The organism is Pseudomonas sp. AK181, assembly GCF_051122975.1.
GTDB classification, from domain to species: domain Bacteria; phylum Pseudomonadota; class Gammaproteobacteria; order Pseudomonadales; family Pseudomonadaceae; genus Aquipseudomonas; species Aquipseudomonas lactis.
The window spans coordinates 6,136,009-6,152,422 of sequence record NZ_CP146348.1; the positions used below are offsets into that span (position 1 = coordinate 6,136,009).

The 16,414-nt window shown below is 59.1% G+C and carries 12 protein-coding genes; 6 read left to right on the forward strand and 6 right to left on the reverse strand.

The window, feature by feature from the left end:
- Nucleotides 1–122 precede the first annotated feature (122 nt).
- Complete coding sequence (locus tag V8689_RS27955) at nt 123–1,487, forward strand: formimidoylglutamate deiminase (RefSeq protein WP_056782665.1); 1,365 nt, start codon at nt 123–125, stop codon at nt 1,485–1,487.
- A gap of 126 nt (nt 1,488–1,613) precedes the next feature.
- Here the strand turns inward: V8689_RS27955 and V8689_RS27960 are convergent, their stop codons facing one another.
- The 4 genes from V8689_RS27960 to V8689_RS27975 all read right to left on the reverse strand — a co-directional run bounded on the left by V8689_RS27960 (nt 1,614) and on the right by V8689_RS27975 (nt 6,335).
- On the reverse strand, nt 1,614–2,183 hold the full coding sequence (locus tag V8689_RS27960; protein ID WP_014716529.1) for a lipocalin family protein: 570 nt from the start codon (nt 2,181–2,183) through the stop codon (nt 1,614–1,616).
- Between the two features lie 30 nt (nt 2,184–2,213).
- Complete coding sequence (locus V8689_RS27965; protein ID WP_003187823.1) at nt 2,214–2,468, reverse strand: hypothetical protein; 255 nt, start codon at nt 2,466–2,468, stop codon at nt 2,214–2,216.
- 176 nt (nt 2,469–2,644) lie between these two features.
- Entirely contained in the window at nt 2,645–3,655 is a 1,011-nt protein-coding gene (locus V8689_RS27970; protein ID WP_003187818.1) for a class 1 fructose-bisphosphatase, read from the reverse strand.
- A gap of 229 nt (nt 3,656–3,884) precedes the next feature.
- The gene (locus V8689_RS27975) at nt 3,885–6,335 is read right to left on the reverse strand and encodes a glycogen/starch/alpha-glucan phosphorylase (protein ID WP_056782664.1); all 2,451 of its coding nucleotides are present in this window, start codon (nt 6,333–6,335) and stop codon (nt 3,885–3,887) included.
- Between the two features lie 237 nt (nt 6,336–6,572).
- Here V8689_RS27975 and V8689_RS27980 point away from each other — a divergent pair, with 237 nt between their 5' ends.
- Entirely contained in the window at nt 6,573–7,007 is a 435-nt protein-coding gene (locus V8689_RS27980; RefSeq protein WP_003187815.1) for a YkgJ family cysteine cluster protein, read from the forward strand.
- A gap of 176 nt (nt 7,008–7,183) precedes the next feature.
- Here the strand turns inward: V8689_RS27980 and typA are convergent, their stop codons facing one another.
- Nucleotides 7,184–9,004 (reverse strand): translational GTPase TypA, encoded by a 1,821-nt coding sequence (gene typA / locus V8689_RS27985; RefSeq protein WP_003187814.1) that lies wholly within the window; start codon nt 9,002–9,004, stop codon nt 7,184–7,186.
- 139 nt (nt 9,005–9,143) lie between these two features.
- Nucleotides 9,144–10,598 (reverse strand): tRNA uracil 4-sulfurtransferase ThiI, encoded by a 1,455-nt coding sequence (thiI, locus tag V8689_RS27990; protein ID WP_056782663.1) that lies wholly within the window; start codon nt 10,596–10,598, stop codon nt 9,144–9,146.
- Between the two features lie 336 nt (nt 10,599–10,934).
- Here thiI and glnA point away from each other — a divergent pair, with 336 nt between their 5' ends.
- The 4 genes from glnA to ntrC all read left to right on the forward strand — a co-directional run bounded on the left by glnA (nt 10,935) and on the right by ntrC (nt 15,970).
- A complete protein-coding gene (glnA, locus tag V8689_RS27995; protein WP_003187811.1) occupies nt 10,935–12,341 on the forward strand; it encodes a type I glutamate--ammonia ligase in 1,407 nt (468 codons plus the stop codon).
- A 204-nt stretch (nt 12,342–12,545) separates the two neighbouring features.
- The gene (locus tag V8689_RS28000) at nt 12,546–13,088 is read left to right on the forward strand and encodes a chorismate mutase (protein ID WP_056782662.1); all 543 of its coding nucleotides are present in this window, start codon (nt 12,546–12,548) and stop codon (nt 13,086–13,088) included.
- 363 nt (nt 13,089–13,451) lie between these two features.
- The gene (gene glnL, locus V8689_RS28005) at nt 13,452–14,537 is read left to right on the forward strand and encodes a nitrogen regulation protein NR(II) (RefSeq protein ID WP_014716523.1); all 1,086 of its coding nucleotides are present in this window, start codon (nt 13,452–13,454) and stop codon (nt 14,535–14,537) included.
- On the forward strand, nt 14,534–15,970 hold the full coding sequence (ntrC, locus tag V8689_RS28010) for a nitrogen regulation protein NR(I) (RefSeq protein ID WP_003187806.1): 1,437 nt from the start codon (nt 14,534–14,536) through the stop codon (nt 15,968–15,970). Before glnL ends, ntrC begins: the two co-directional genes overlap by 4 nt.
- The last annotated feature ends 444 nt before the right edge of the window (nt 15,971–16,414 follow it).

The window sequence follows — 16,414 nt, forward strand, 5'->3', positions numbered from 1 at the left end:
GGCGGAGTCGGCACAGGGAATCCTTGCGGGGGAAAAAGATGCATAGATTGCCGGAGTTTACCGAGCAGGCAAACGTCTGTATATGTATATACAAATAAACACACGACCGGGGTGCCTTGATCATGTCCGCTTTCTTTGCCGAACGCGCACTGCTGCCTAATGGATGGGCCAATGATGTACGTCTTGAAGTCAGCGCCGATGGCCTGCTGACAAAGGTTGAGCCCAATGCCAGCGCAGAAGGCGCCGAACGGCTCAGGGGCCCGGTGTTGGCGGGCATGCCGAACCTGCACTCCCATGCCTTCCAGCGCGCCATGGCAGGCTTGGCCGAAGTGGCCGGCAACCCCAATGACAGTTTCTGGACCTGGCGCGATTTGATGTACCGCATGGTCGGCAAGATCAACCCCGAGCAGTTACAGGTCATCGCGCGCCAGCTGTATATCGAAATGCTCAAGGCCGGCTACACCTCAGTGGCCGAGTTTCATTACGTGCATCACGATCTCAGCGGCCAGCCCTACGCCGACCGTACGGAACTGTCCCGCCAGATCAGCCAGGCGGCCGCCGGCAGCGGGATCGGCCTGACCTTGCTGCCGGTGCTCTACACCCACGCAGGCTTTGGTGGCCAGGCGCCAAATGAAGGCCAGCGACGGTTTATCAACAGCACTGAACACTACCTGGACCTGCAAGCCCGCTTGCAGCCCATTCTGGCGGCACAACCAGCGCAGCAACTGGGCCTGTGCTTCCATTCCCTGCGCGCCGTAACCCCCGAACAAATCCATACCGTGCTGGCCGCCAGTGACAAGGCCTGCCCGGTGCACATCCACATCGCTGAACAAAAAAAAGAAGTCGACGACTGCCTGGCCTGGAGCGGCAAGCGCCCGTTGCAGTGGCTGTATGACAATGTCGAGGTGGATGAGCGCTGGTGCCTGGTGCATGCCACCCACGCCGATGCCGATGAAGTCACCCGCATGGCCAACAGCCGAGCGATTGCCGGTTTGTGCCTGACCACCGAAGCCAACCTGGGCGATGGGATATTCCCGGCGGTGGATTTTCTCGCCCAAGGTGGGCGCATGGGCATCGGTTCCGACAGCCATGTGTCATTGAGCGTGGTGGAAGAATTGCGGTGGCTGGAATACGGCCAGCGCCTGCGTGATCAGCGGCGTAATCGGCTGTACCGCAGTGATCAACCGATGGTGGGTCGCACGCTGTTCGATGCTGCGCTGGACGGTGGCGCACAAGCGCTGGGCCAGCCGATTGGTCGGCTGCAAGTGGGCAAGCGTGCGGATTGGATTGTGCTGGACGGTAGCGATCCGTACCTGGCGACGGCCAGTGAGGATGGGATTCTCAACCGCTGGCTATTTGCCGGTGGTGATCGGCAAGTGCGCGATGTACTGGTCAATGGCAAGTGGGTGGTGCGAGACGGGCATCATGCTGGCGGAGAAGACAGCCGCCAGGCATTCACCCAGGTCCTGAAGGACTTGCTGCACTAACGGCCAATCCATAACAACTGTGGGAGCTGGCTTGCCTGCGATACAGACAACTCGGTGCATCAGTTACACCGGGTTGATGCTATCGCAGGCAAGCCAGCTCCCACATTGGATTGAGGGTACTCAGGACTACTGAGAGGACTTTGCCATCTGCTTGTCCGACGTACGCCAGATCAGTCGCGTGGTGTCATACCCTTGCTGTCGCGCCCTGCTCAGAAGATCTTCGCGGGTATCGGCACTCACCGTCGGCGTGCGCGACAGGATCCACATATAGCGCCGGCTCGGGCTGCCGACGATGGCGGTCTTGTAGTCATCGCTGACGTACAACACCCAGTAGTCGCCCTTGGCAACGCCCGGCAACAGTGACGTAAACCAGTTATTGAATTCCACCCACAGCTTGTCGGTCTTGCCTGGCACCTGCGGCGTCGCCGTGCCTTTGGCCTCTTGCCACTTCCACTCAGGCGTCAGGCAGCGGTTGAACACCGACATGTCACCATCAGGCAGCAAGGTATAGCGGGCTTCAGATTGCGCACAGTTGCGCTGGAAGTACATCGGCAACCGGGCCAACTCATACCAGGTGCCCTGGTAACGCTTGAGGTTGACGTTGCTCGCAGTCTTGGGTTGCAGATCATCGCCAGAATGGCTGGCACAGCCCGCCAAAAACAGGCTGGCGCAAAGGAACAAAACAAAACGCATCATTCTTCTTCTCCCGCAGGCTCGCGCCCCGGTTTACTTCAGGCCTTGCCCGGAAAACATCAGAACTTTGTCACCGGCGTACTGCACGCTGATAAAGCTGTTTTTATCGCCCCAGGTGCAGCTGGACATGCCCAGTGCGCCGGAACAATCGGTTGGCTTGCCCAGCAACGACTCCACCTCGGCCTTGGCCATGCCGGCTGAGAGCTTTTGGTAGTTTTCTTGGGTGACCTTGCTGCAAGCGGCTAAGAGCACGCAAAAAGCCAGCAGGGCGAGACGGCGTATAGACATGGAAAAGCTCCTGGAGAGACAAAGCAGCTGGGGTATCTGCCAGAAGCTTAGAAGGGAAAAGAGGTGTCTGGTTCCCGGCAAGCAAAAACAAAAAAGCCCCAAAAACGCTGAAACGTTTCGGGGCCTCTTTAACGGTGATCCACCTCACAACACAGCGGCTCACCGCTCGTTACGGCTTACTTCTTGTGATAGGCCGTCACGCGCTCAACTTCTTCCTTCGAACCCAGGAACACCGCCACACGCTGGTGCAGGCCTTCAGGCTGAATGTCGAGGATGCGCTGGTGGCCGTCGGTGGACGCACCGCCTGCCTGTTCAACCAGGAACGACATCGGGTTGGCTTCGTACATCAGGCGCAGTTTGCCTGGCTTGGAAGGCTCGCGGCTGTCGCGTGGGTACATGAACAGGCCACCACGGGTCAGGATGCGGTGCACGTCGGCAACCATCGCGGCTACCCAGCGCATGTTGAAGTTCTTCTTCAACGGGCCTTCTTCGCCTTCCATCAGCTCGTTGACGTAGCGCTTGACCGGTTCTTCCCAGTGGCGCTGGTTGGACATGTTGATGGCAAATTCCTGGGTAGAAGCAGGAATCGAAATGTCTTCGTGGGTGAGTACGAAGCTGCCCATTTCACGGTCCAGGGTGAAGCCTTTAACGCCATCGCCCAGGGTCAGCACCAGCATGGTCTGTGGGCCGTAGATCGCGTAACCGGCAGCCACTTGCTCAGTGCCTGGCTGCAGGAAGGCCTTTTCGTTCAGGGCTTCGTTCTGGCTCAGGTATTCGTTGGGGCAACGCAGTACCGAGAAGATAGTGCCGACCGGTGCGTTGATGTCGATGTTGGACGAACCGTCCAGTGGGTCGAATACCAGCAGGTATGCGCCCTTCGGGTATTTGCCTGGGATCTGGTAGGCATTGTCCATTTCTTCGGACGCCATGCCGGCCAGGTGGCCGCCCCATTCGTTGGCTTCGAGCAGAATTTCGTTGGACAGCACGTCCAGTTTCTTCTGCACTTCGCCCTGCACGTTTTCAGTGCCCATGCTGCCCAGGACACCGCCCAGTGCGCCTTTGGAAACGGCGTGGCTGATTTCCTTGCAAGCACGCGCCACCACTTCGATAAGGAAGCGCAGATCGGCAGGCGTGTTGTTGCTGCGGGTCTGCTCGATCAAATAGCGACTCAAGGTAACGCGGGACATGGAAGGCTCCGGAGAATGGGGGGCTAAAAACCCGCGCAGTTTAGCGCGAGTCGGGGCTGATTTCCTCTAATCAGAGGATTTAACGCCAATAGAGTTCACGACCCGGCGCCACAACCCTCTGTAGGAGCGAGCTTGCTCGCGAAAAACTCACACGCGCCGCGTTCATTCAGCAAGCACGCGTTATCGTTGACGTTCTTCGCGAGCAAGCTCGCTCCTACAGGGGCATCAGTTAGTCGAGGGCTTTCCAGATCTCGGTGGCGTACTCGCGGATGGTGCGGTCCGAGCTGAACCAGCCCATGCGCGCCGTGTTGAGCACCGCCGAGCGCCACCAGGCCTTGGAGTCATGCCAATGCGCTTCGACCCGCGCCTGGGCGTCCCAGTAGGCGTCAAAGTCGGCACACACCAGGAAGCGGTCGTAGTCGATCAGCCCATCGATCAGGCCCACATAGCGCCCCGGGTCATCCGGCGAAAACACCCCGCCACGGATGGCTTGCAGTACGTCGCTCAAACGATGGGACGCGGCGATGTCCGGCCCGGCGCTGAACTCGCCGGCATGCTTGCGAGCTTCCACCTGCTGAGCACTGAGACCGAAGATAAACATGTGCTCGGCGCCGACACGCTCGTGCATTTCCACGTTGGCGCCGTCCATGGTGCCGATGGTCAGCGCACCGTTGAGGCCGAACTTCATGTTGCTGGTGCCAGACGCTTCAAAGCCGGCGGTGGAAATCTGCTCCGACAAATCCGCTGCCGGAATGATGCTTTCCGCCAGGCTGACGTTGTAGTTGGGCAGGAACACCACCTTGAGCAGACCACGCACAGTCGGGTCGTTGTTGACGGTGCGGGCGATGTCGTTGGTCAGCTTGATGATCAACTTGGCCTGGTGGTAGCTGGCTGCCGCCTTGCCGGCAAAGATCTTCACCCGAGGCACCCAGTCGATGCCCGGCTCGGCACGGATCGCCTGGTACAGCGCCACGGTGTGCAGCAGGTTGAGCAGTTGGCGCTTGTATTCGTGGATGCGCTTGACCTGCACATCGAACATCGCCGCCGGGTTGATCGCGATGCCCAGGCGCTCATGGATGATCTGCGCCAGGGCGCGCTTGCTGTGCAGGCGCTGCTCAGCAAATGCTTTGCGAAAGGCCGGTTTCTCGGCAAAGGGTTCCAACTCGATCAGGCGCTGTTCGGGCTGGTCGAGAATATCCGGGCCCAGCGCTTCCACCAGCATATCGGTCAGCTTGGGGTTGGCCTGGTACAGCCAGCGGCGGAAGGTAATGCCGTTGGTTTTGTTGTTGATGCGTTCGGGGTAGAGCTTGTGCAGTTCGGAGAACACCGTGCTGCGCATCAACTGGGTATGCAAACCGGACACGCCGTTGACGCTATGGGAGCCCAGGAACGCCAGATTGCCCATGCGCACGCGGCGGCCGTTGTCTTCTTCGATCAGCGACACAGCGCGCAAAACATCAAAGTCGTGGATGCCCTTGGCACGCAGCGAGTCAATGTGCTGGGCGTTGATCAGGTAGATGATCTGCATGTGCCGCGGCAGCATGCGTTCCATCAAACCGACAGGCCAGGTTTCCAGCGCTTCGGGCAGCAGGGTGTGGTTGGTGTACGAAAGGGTCTCGACGGTGACATCCCACGCGGCTTCCCAGGGAATGTCATGCAGGTCGACCAACTGACGCATCAACTCGGCCACGGCGATGGACGGGTGGGTGTCGTTGAGCTGGATGGCGGCGTGTTCGCCCAGGCTCAATACCGACCCGTGCATGTTCTTGTGGCGGCGCAGCAAATCTTGCAGGGACGCGGAAACGAAGAAATATTCCTGGCGCAGGCGCAGTTCCTGCCCTGCTTCGGTGCTGTCGGCCGGGTAAAGCACGCGGGAGATGCTTTCGGCGCGGGCCACTTCAGCGACGGCGCCCAAATGGTCACCGGCGTTGAAGCGCTCCAGGTGCAGGTCTTCTACGGCCCGTGCACGCCAGAGGCGCAGGGTGTTGACGCTGGCGCCGCGCCAGCCGACGACCGGCGTGTCATAGGCCACGGCGCGCACGGTTTCGTTGGGAGACCATACCTGGATCATCTTGCCGGAGGCGTCCGCCACGGTTTCGACGCTGCCGCCAAAGCCAATCGGGTAAATCACTTCGGCGCGTTCGAATTCCCAAGGGTTACCGAAATCCAGCCAGCGCTCGGTCTGTTCCTGCTGCCAACCGTCGACAATCGCTTGGCGGAACAAGCCGTGTTCATAACGAATGCCATAGCCGTGGCCAGCAATGCCGAGGGTCGACATGCTTTCCATAAAGCACGCCGCCAGACGGCCCAGGCCACCATTGCCGAGCGCCGCGTCGGGCTCCAGCAGGCGGATGCGCTCCAGATCCACGCCCAGCTCCGACAGCGCTTCACGAGCGATCTCCAGCACACCCAGGTTGCTCAGGCTGTCATAGAGCAGACGGCCGATGAGAAATTCCAGGGACAGGTAATAAACGCGCTTCTGGCCTTTGCGATAAATACGCCGCGTGTGGTCCATCCAGTGATCGACCATCTGGTCGCGGGCGGCCAGGGCAATGGCTTCGAACCAGTCATGGTCGAAGGCGTGATCCGGGTCCTTGCCCACCGCGTAGGTGAGTTTGGTCAAGACAGCATCGCGGAATGCGGCTACCTCTGCTTCTCGTGCAAGCGGTTCCTGAGACATCGGTGCGACCTCGGGCGAGATTGAAGGAGTTGCTAGAGCCTAGTCGGTCTGACAGACGGTAGACGCGCTGGTTCGGCAGTTTTTTAACTCATTGGCCTGTGGCTGAATTTGATGCAGGGGTCGTGCCCGATCAGGCCCTGGCCAAACCTTTGAGCTGAAACCTGCAAAATATTGTTCAAAAAACCACCAATCCCGGTATGATCGCGCGCCCGGATAACGCCCCACCTTGGAACCTTGATGAAGCCTCAACTGATCGCCGCCGCGGAACTCGACCGTCTAGAGACCTGGCAGAAATACTCCGCCCATATGTGCGGCGGCTGCGTGTCCAGCTGCTGCACGCTGCCGGTGGAGGTGAAGATCAAGGACCTGATCCGCATTGGCATCGTCGATGAGTTCGAGCGCGGCGATCCGCCGAAGAACATCGCCAAGCGTTTGCAGAAAGAAGGCATCGTCGAGCGCTACAACAACAAGTCCGAAATTTTCACCCTGCAGCGCATGAGCAACAACGACTGCCTGTACCTGGATCGTAAGACGCGCTTTTGCACTATTTATGACAAGCGCCCGGATACCTGCCGCAACCACCCGAAAATCGGGCCGCGGCCGGGGTATTGCGCGTACAAGCCCAAGGAAGTGGTGCGCGAGACCAACTTCAAGACCCTCGACAAGTTCTGATCAGATCGTTCCCACGCTCTGCGTGGGAATGCAGCCATGGACGCTCTGCGTCCGCTTAAAAGCAGGACGCGGAGCGTCCCAAGCGGCATTCCCACGCGGAGCGTGGGAATGATCAGGCATAAAAAAACGCCCCCGGCCTTTCGACCGGGGGCGTTTTTCATTCAGCCTGAGTTAACTCAGTTCTTGGCTTTCTTGGCAGCGCGGGTACGCTCGCCTTCGTCCAGGATCTTCTTACGCAGGCGGATCGACTTAGGCGTGACTTCACACAGCTCGTCGTCCTGGATGAATTCCAGGGCCTGTTCCAGGGTGAAGCGAACAGGTGGAACCAGAGCGATGGTTTCGTCTTTGCCCGAAGCACGCATGTTGTCGAGCTTCTTGCCTTTGGTTGGGTTGACGCCCATGTCGTTGTCACGGCTGTTCAGACCAACGATCTGGCCGTTGTAGATCTCTTGACCGTGTTCAACGAACAGCTTGCCACGCGCCTGGAGAGTTTCCAGGGAGTAGGTCAGCGCCTTGCCGGTTTCTACCGATACCAGAACACCGTTCTGACGGCCGGACATGTCGCCGGACTTCATGGTGTCGTAGCGATCGAAGATCGAGGTCAGGATGCCAGCACCGTTGGTCAGGGTCAGGAACTGGTTACGGAAACCGATCAGACCACGAGCAGGGATGTTGTATTCCAGACGTACACGGCCCTTGCCATCCGGCACCATGTTGGTCAGGTCGCCCTTACGCAGGCCCATCTCTTCCATGACCTTGCCCTGGGATTCTTCAGGGGTGTCGATGGTGACGTTTTCGAACGGTTCCTGCTTCACGCCGTCAACCTGACGGATGATCACTTCCGGACGACCAACACCCATTTCGAAGCCTTCGCGACGCATGGTTTCGATCAGTACCGAGAGGTGCAGCTCACCACGGCCGGAGACCTTGAACTTGTCAGCCGAGTCGCCTTCTTCAACGCGCAGAGCAACGTTGTACAGCAGCTCTTTGTCCAGACGCTCCTTGATGTTACGGGAGGTCACGAACTTGCCTTCTTTACCGCAGAAAGGCGAGTCGTTTACCTGGAAGGTCATGGAAACGGTTGGTTCGTCAACGGTCAGAGGCTTCATCGCCTCGACGTTGTCCGGCTGGCACAGGGTGTCGGAGATGAACAGCGAGTCCATACCGCTCACGCAGACGATGTCGCCAGCGAAAGCTTCTTCAACGTCTACACGGTGCAGGCCGTGGTGACCCATCAGCTTCAGGATACGACCGTTACGCTTCTTGCCGTCAGCGCCGATAGCGACAACCGGGGTGTTCGGCTTGACGCTACCACGAGCGATACGGCCAACGCCGATAACACCCAGGAAGCTGTTGTAGTCCAGTGCCGAGATTTGCATCTGGAACGGGCCTTCACGGTCAACTTTCGGTGCTGGTACGTTGTCGACGATCGACTGGTACAGCGGAGTCATGTCTTCAGCCATGTCGGTGTGGTCAAGACCAGCAATACCGTTCAGGGCCGAGGCGTAGATGACTTGGAAGTCCAGCTGTTCTTCGGTAGCACCCAGGTTGTCGAACAGGTCGAAGATCTGGTCCAGAACCCAGTCCGGACGCGCGCCTGGACGGTCAACCTTGTTGATGCACACGATCGGACGCAGGCCGGCTTCGAAAGCCTTCTTGGTCACGAAACGGGTTTGCGGCATAGGGCCGTCTTGAGCGTCAACCAGCAGCAGAACGGAGTCAACCATCGACATTACGCGTTCTACTTCGCCGCCGAAGTCGGCGTGGCCCGGGGTATCCACGATGTTGATGTGGTAGCCGTTCCAGTTGATAGCGGTGTTTTTTGCCAGGATGGTAATACCGCGCTCTTTTTCCTGGTCGTTGGAGTCCATCACGCGCTCGTCGTTGAGCTCGTTGCGCTCCAGGGTGCCGGATTGACGCAGGAGTTTGTCTACCAGGGTGGTTTTACCATGGTCAACGTGAGCAATGATGGCGATGTTACGTAGATTTTCGATCACTTGTGTATCTCGATCAGAGGATTCGGTGTGCTGACAGGTCGTGGCAGCGATTAACAGTAGAGTCAGGCCTTGCCGTTACAGCTTGACGGCAGAGTCGGGGGGCCGGTGACGCAGGCCACAGGCAAACAGCCCCGGGCTCTTAGCTCGGTCGATAAACGCGCACATTGGCATGCCCCTCACTGAGCAAATGGTGGGCATGCAGGCGACTCATCACGCCTTTGTCGCAATACAACAGGTACTGACGGCTGTTATCCAGTTCCTTGAAACGCGCGTTCAGTGCGTAGAACGGCAGCGTTTGCACGTCGATGCCAGCGATTTCCAGCGGCTCGTCTTCAGCGGCATCCGGGTGACGGATGTCGATGACGATCTGGCCGGCCAGGGCTTCGCTGACTTCTTCGATCTGCACATCCTGGCCCAATTCGTCGATCACCCGATCGATTGGCACCAGCTTGGCGTTCTCGAGCGCACGCTCCAGAACCGCCATGTCGAATTCTTTCTCTTCATGCTCCACGCGGTGACGCTTGGCGTGGGTCTTGGGGTTCACCGAAATGACCCCGCAGTACTCAGGCATATGCTTGGCAAAGTCGGCGGTGCCGATTTGCTCTGCCAGGTCGATGATGTCCTGCTTGTGGCTGGCGATCAGCGGGCGCAGCACCAGCTTCTCGGTCACGCAGTCAATGATCGACAGGTTCGGCAGCGTCTGGCTGGAAACCTGGGAGATCGCTTCGCCGGTCACCAGGGCGTCGATCTGCAATTGATCGGCGATTCGGGACGCAGCGCGCAACATCATACGCTTCAATACTACGCCCATATGACTGTTATCGACTTTGCCGAGAATTTCGCCCAGCACTTCCTCGAACGGTACGCTTACAAATAGCACGCGTTGGGAGCTGCCGTATTTCTTCCAGATAAAGTGCGCGACTTCCATCACGCCCAATTCGTGTGCACGCCCGCCCAGGTTAAAGAAGCAGAAATGGCTCATCAGGCCGCGGCGCATGATCTGGTAGGCCGCCACCGTGGAATCGAAACCGCCGGACATCAATACCAGGGTCTGTTCCAGTGCGCCCAGCGGGTAGCCGCCGATGCTGTTGTGCTGGCTGTGGATCACAAACAACCGTTGGTCGCGAATTTCCATGCGCACTTCAATTTGTGGCGCTTTGAGGGAAATTCCAGCGGCACCGCACTCGCGACGCAGCTTGCTGCCGACGTATTTTTCGACGTCCATGGAGCTGAACGGGTGCTTGCCGGCACGCTTGCAACGCACCGAAAAAATCTTGCCTTCAAGCGCACTGCCGTAGTGCTGCTTGCACTTTTCGGTGATGTCGTCGAAGTCGCCCAGTGGGTACTCATCCACCTGCAGGAAATGCGCGATGCCCGGCATGCAGCTCAGGCGCTCGGTCATGTCCTTCAAGGCTTTGGCGTCGGTAATGCGGGTTTCCAGCTCGAGGTTGTCCCACACGCCGTTCACCACCACAGCCGGGTCCAGGTCACGGAGCACGGCACGGATGTTCTTGGCCAACTGACGGATGAAACGCGTCCGTACCGGTCGGCTTTTGATGGTGATCTCGGGGAAGACTTTAACGATTAATTTCATGGAAACAGCGCGCGCCGGGCCTGCTGAAAAAGGGGGGCGCGGATTATAGCGGAAATCGCTCAAGGTTTAACCAGTTAATATGCATTGCCTACGCAATGCACCAAAACGGGTCATTTACCCAAATAAACGCTACATTGCAGTGCGCGATTTATGCCGTTTTTGCCGATTGCACCTTTATAGGGGCCATTTTGAGGCAAAACGGCCATGTTGGCGCACTGGCATGCAATTTGCTCTCTTGTGAGGCAGGTTGCCTTGGCGGAGTATCCGCGCCGGCATCACCCAAATTCTAAGGGCTAAACTCCACTACCCCAAGCCCGAAGCCACCCGGAGGACACCATGTCGAAGTCGGTTCAACTCATCAAAGATCATGACGTTAAATGGATTGATCTGCGCTTCACGGACACAAAAGGCACTCAGCACCACGTGACCATGCCGGCTCGCGATGCGCTGGAAGATGACTTCTTCGAAGTCGGCAAGATGTTCGACGGTTCCTCCATCGCCGGCTGGAAAGGCATCGAAGCCTCCGACATGATCCTGCTGCCAGACGACAGCACCGCCGTACTCGACCCGTTCACCGAAGAGCCAACCCTGATCCTGGTGTGCGACATCATCGAGCCTTCGACCATGCAAGGCTATGACCGCGACCCACGCGCCATCGCCCACCGTGCCGAGGAATACCTGAAGTCCACCGGTATCGGCGACACCGCATTCTTCGGCCCTGAGCCAGAGTTCTTCATCTTCGACTCGGTGAAGTTCAAATCCGACATCTCCGGCTCCATGTTCAAGATTTTCTCCGAGCAAGGCTCGTGGATGTCCGACCAGGACGTGGAAGGCGGCAACAAAGGCCACCGTCCAGGCGTGAAAGGCGGCTACTTCCCAGTACCACCGTTCGACTTCGACCATGAAATCCGTACCTCCATGTGCAACGCACTGGAAGAAATGGGCCAGACCGTTGAAGTTCACCACCACGAAGTGGCGACTGCCGGCCAGAACGAAATCGGTGTGAAATTCAACACGCTGGTGAAGAAGGCTGACGAAGTTCAAACCCTGAAATACTGCGTGCACAACGTTGCCGATGCCTATGGCCGCACCGCTACCTTCATGCCTAAGCCGCTGTACGGCGATAACGGCTCGGGCATGCACGTTCACGTATCGATTTCCAAAGACGGCAAGAACACCTTCGCTGGCGAAGGCTATGCCGGCCTGTCCGACACCGCCCTGTACTTCATCGGCGGCATCATCAAGCATGGCAAGGCCCTGAACGGCTTCACCAACCCGTCGACCAACTCCTACAAGCGTCTGGTCCCAGGTTTTGAAGCGCCGGTGATGCTGGCCTACTCGGCACGCAACCGCTCCGCGTCGATCCGTATTCCTTACGTCAACAGCCCTAAAGGCCGTCGTATCGAAGCGCGTTTCCCGGACCCGGCTGCCAACCCTTACCTGGCCTTCGCCGCCCTGATGATGGCCGGCCTGGACGGTATCCAGAACAAGATCCACCCTGGCGACGCCGCCGACAAAAACTTGTACGACCTGCCGCCTGAAGAGGCCAAAGAGATCCCACAAGTGTGCGGCAGCCTGAAAGAAGCCCTGGAAGAGCTGGACAAGGGCCGTGCGTTCCTGACCAAAGGCGGCGTTTTCAGCGACGACTTCATCGACGCTTACATCGCCCTGAAAAGCGAAGAAGAAATCAAAGTACGCACCTTCGTACACCCACTGGAATACGAGCTGTACTACAGCTGCTGATCCGGTAGCGCTGCTTAAGGTAGCGTGATGAAAAAGACCTCCTTCGGGAGGTCTTTTTTTTGCCTGGGCGTTACGCTACGCCAGCTCTGCAAACCCAATCAAAGTGTGGGAGCTGGCTTGCCTGCGATAGCGCACTGCCGGCCACCTGCTGTATCACTGACACACCGCCATCGCGGGCAAGCCCGCTCCCACAGGAGATCACCTTTGAGATATCGACTTGTATTTGCCCTGCTGTTCATCAGTGCCAGTGCCAGTGCGAGCGCTGCGCCGCCTACGCTCGAACCCTTGCTCAACAGTATCGCCGAACGCCTGGAGATTGCCGACCAGGTAGCACTGAGCAAATGGGACAGCCACAAGCCCGTGGAGGACAAGAAGCGTGAACAAGAGGTGATCGCCAGCGTTACTGCCCAGGCGCCGAGCTACAAGCTGGACCCGGCCGCTGCCGAGCAGTTTTTCGCCGCACAGATCGAAGCCAATAAACTGGTGCAATACACCCACCTGTCCGATTGGCAGTTCCAGGGCAAAGCGCCCGACGACCCGCGCCCGGACTTGGTCCGGCAGATCCGCCCGCGATTGGACGAGCTGCAAAAAAGGCTGCTGCAGCAGTTGGCCGACTTCACGCCCCTGCGCACCGACCCCAAATGCCCCCAATGGCTGGCCGAGGCCGTGCATGAACCGCTGAACGATCCGCTGCGCCAACTGGCGATGATCCGCGCCACCGCCGAGCTTTGCATCTATAAAGGTTAAAAGGACTGCAAATACAATTAAAAATGTGGGAGCTGGCTTGCCTGCGATAACGGTGTTGAATGCACCACAGCTATCGCAGGCAAGCCAGCTCCCACACTGACCACGATTCGCCGCTAATCTTCACTAGCTGAACAACCTTCACAAAATCGCACTATATTGGTGCGCTAGCCTGCACCCTTCCCAATTGCCCAGCCCATTTTGGTTCGAAACTTCCCGTTAAGGCTGGCAGAACGCCACAGTTTCGCGCCTAAACCCCTTATTTCAGGGCATTAGCGCTTCTTTTCGGAGCCTTGGTTTGGTTTTTGCATTTTCCTTGTATCAGCGTGTGCCTCAAGCCCGCGCCTTGCTCCAAAAGAGGTCCCGATGACCATCAGCGATGCACTGCACCGTTTGTTACTCGACAACCTGACCACCGCGACCATCCTGCTCAATGCCGACCTGCGCCTTGAGTACATGAACCCGGCGGCGGAGATGCTCCTGGCCATCAGCGGCCAGCGCAGCCATGGGCAGTTCATCAGCGAATTGTTCACCGAGTCGGCCGAAGCCTTGAGCTCGTTGCGCCAGGCCGTGGAGCAGGCACACCCGTTCACCAAGCGCGAAGCGATGCTCACCGCGCTCACCGGGCAAACGTTGACCGTCGACTACGCCGTGACCCCGATCCTGAGCAATGGCGCCACCCTGCTGCTGCTCGAAGTCCACCCTCGCGACCGCCTGCTGCGCATCACCAAGGAGGAAGCGCAGCTGTCCAAGCAAGAAACCAGCAAGATGCTGGTGCGCGGCCTCGCCCATGAGATCAAGAACCCCCTGGGCGGCATTCGCGGCGCGGCACAGTTGTTGTCCCGCGAGCTGCCGGACGAGCACCTCAAGGACTACACCAACGTCATCATCGAAGAAGCCGACCGCCTGCGTAACCTGGTGGACCGCATGCTGGGCTCCAACAAGCTGCCATCCCTGGCGATGACCAACGTGCATGAGGTACTGGAGCGCGTCTGCCAACTGGTCGAGGCCGAAAGCCAGGGCTGCATCACCCTGGTGCGCGACTACGACCCAAGCATTCCCGACGTGTTGATCGACCGCGAGCAGATGATACAGGCGGTGCTGAACATCGTGCGTAACGCCATGCAGGCCATCAGCAGCCAGAACGAGCTGCGCCTGGGCCGCATCAGCCTGCGCACCCGCGCCCTGCGCCAGTTCACCATTGGCCATGTGCGTCATCGCCTGGTGACCAAGGTCGAGATCATCGACAACGGCCCCGGCATACCTGCGGAGCTGCAGGAAACCATTTTCTTTCCCATGGTCAGCGGCCGCCCGGACGGTACCGGGCTGGGCCTGGCCATTACCCAGAACATCATCAGCCAGCATCAGGGCCTGATCGAATGTGAGAGCCACCCCGGCCACACCACGTTCTCGATCTTCCTGCCATTGGAACAAGGAGCCCCCACGACATGAGCCGTAGTGAAACTGTCTGGATCGTCGACGACGACCGTTCTATCCGCTGGGTCCTCGAAAAAGCCTTGCAACAAGAAGGCATGACCACCCAGAGCTTCGACAGCGCCGATGGGGTGATGAGCCGCCTGGCACGCCAGCAGCCGGACGTGATCATTTCCGACATTCGCATGCCTGGGGCCAGTGGCCTGGACTTGCTGGCGCGCATTCGCGAGCAGCACCCGCGCTTGCCGGTGATCATCATGACCGCCCACTCGGACCTGGACAGCGCTGTCGCGTCTTATCAGGGCGGCGCCTTTGAATACCTGCCCAAGCCATTCGACGTGGATGAGGCGGTGGCGCTGGTCAAGCGCGCCAACCAGCACGCCCAGGAACAACAGAACCAGGAAGCCCCGCCAACCCTGACCCGCACCCCGGAAATCATCGGGGAAGCGCCGGCGATGCAGGAAGTGTTTCGCGCCATCGGGCGCTTGAGCCACTCCAACATCACCGTGCTGATCAACGGCGAATCCGGGACCGGTAAAGAGCTGGTGGCCCATGCCCTGCACCGCCACAGCCCACGGGCGGCCTCGCCGTTTATCGCGCTGAACATGGCGGCGATTCCCAAGGATTTGATGGAATCAGAGCTGTTCGGCCATGAAAAAGGCGCGTTCACCGGGGCAGCCAACCTGCGTCGCGGACGCTTTGAACAGGCGGACGGCGGCACGCTGTTCCTCGATGAGATCGGCGACATGCCGGCCGATACCCAGACTCGCTTGCTGCGCGTGCTGGCTGACGGCGAGTTCTACCGTGTGGGCGGGCATACGCCGGTCAAGGTGGATGTGCGCATCATCGCGGCCACCCACCAGAACCTGGAAACCCTGGTGCATGCGGGTAAATTCCGTGAGGACTTGTTCCACCGCCTCAACGTGATCCGCATCCACATCCCGCGCATGTCGGACCGTCGCGAAGACATCCCCACCCTCGCCCGCCACTTCCTCAGCCGCGCCGCCCTGGAGCTGGCCGTGGAGCCCAAGCTGCTCAAAAGCGAGACCGAGGAATACCTCAAGAACCTGCCGTGGCCCGGCAACGTGCGCCAGCTGGAGAACACCTGCCGCTGGATCACCGTGATGGCGTCCGGGCGCGAAGTGCACATCAGCGACCTGCCGCCGGAGCTGCTGAGCCTGCCGCAGGACTCGGCCCCCGTGACCAACTGGGAACAGGCGCTGCGCCAATGGGCCGACCAGGCTTTGGCACGCGGCCAGTCGAACCTGCTGGACAGCGCCGTGCCGGCGTTCGAGCGGATCATGATCGAGACTGCGTTGAAACACACTGCCGGCCGCCGCCGCGATGCGGCCGTGCTGCTGGGTTGGGGTCGCAATACCCTGACCCGCAAGATCAAGGAACTGGGAATGAAGGTAGATGGTGGGGATGATGATGAGGGTGATGAGGCCTGAACCCCAGCTCTAAGATCCACTGAAGATTAAATGTGGGAGCCGGGCTTGCCCGCGATGGCGGAGTGTCAGTCACCTAATCTAGGGCTGACACACCGCCATCGCAGGCAAGCCAGCTCCCACATCTGTTTTGTGCAATGCCTGCAGACTGTGCACCGCTTCAATGCACGATGAACCGGCATTGAGCACAGACCAGAAAACTCGCAGATCGCTTTTGCTACAAATTTCTTAGCAGTAGAAACAACCAAAGCCCCGTATTCCGGGGCTTTGCGCTTTTTGGCATTTTTTTCAAGCCGCAATTGCAAGTTTTGGCACGCCCCCTGCAATAACCCCAGTACTACCCAGTTTCGGGGACCTTGGTACAGGCAGGCCGAGAATCCCCTCTTTAACACCGAAGCCTCAGGCTTCACCCCGTTTTGGGAGCCCTGGTACAGGCAGGCCGGGAAC

Excerpts from the sequence above, each read along its gene's own strand:
- V8689_RS27955 (WP_056782665.1), top strand. The coding sequence starts at position 123 with ATGTCCGCTTTCTTTGCCGAACGCGCACTGCTGCCTAATGGATGGGCC.
- V8689_RS27960 (WP_014716529.1), bottom strand. The coding sequence starts at position 2,183 with ATGATGCGTTTTGTTTTGTTCCTTTGCGCCAGCCTGTTTTTGGCGGGC.
- V8689_RS27965 (WP_003187823.1), bottom strand. The coding sequence starts at position 2,468 with ATGTCTATACGCCGTCTCGCCCTGCTGGCTTTTTGCGTGCTCTTAGCC.
- V8689_RS27970 (WP_003187818.1), bottom strand. The coding sequence starts at position 3,655 with ATGTCCCGCGTTACCTTGAGTCGCTATTTGATCGAGCAGACCCGCAGC.
- V8689_RS27975 (WP_056782664.1), bottom strand. The coding sequence starts at position 6,335 with ATGTCTCAGGAACCGCTTGCACGAGAAGCAGAGGTAGCCGCATTCCGC.
- V8689_RS27980 (WP_003187815.1), top strand. The coding sequence starts at position 6,573 with ATGAAGCCTCAACTGATCGCCGCCGCGGAACTCGACCGTCTAGAGACC.
- thiI (WP_056782663.1), bottom strand. The coding sequence starts at position 10,598 with ATGAAATTAATCGTTAAAGTCTTCCCCGAGATCACCATCAAAAGCCGA.
- glnA (WP_003187811.1), top strand. The coding sequence starts at position 10,935 with ATGTCGAAGTCGGTTCAACTCATCAAAGATCATGACGTTAAATGGATT.
- glnL (WP_014716523.1), top strand. The coding sequence starts at position 13,452 with ATGACCATCAGCGATGCACTGCACCGTTTGTTACTCGACAACCTGACC.
- ntrC (WP_003187806.1), top strand. The coding sequence starts at position 14,534 with ATGAGCCGTAGTGAAACTGTCTGGATCGTCGACGACGACCGTTCTATC.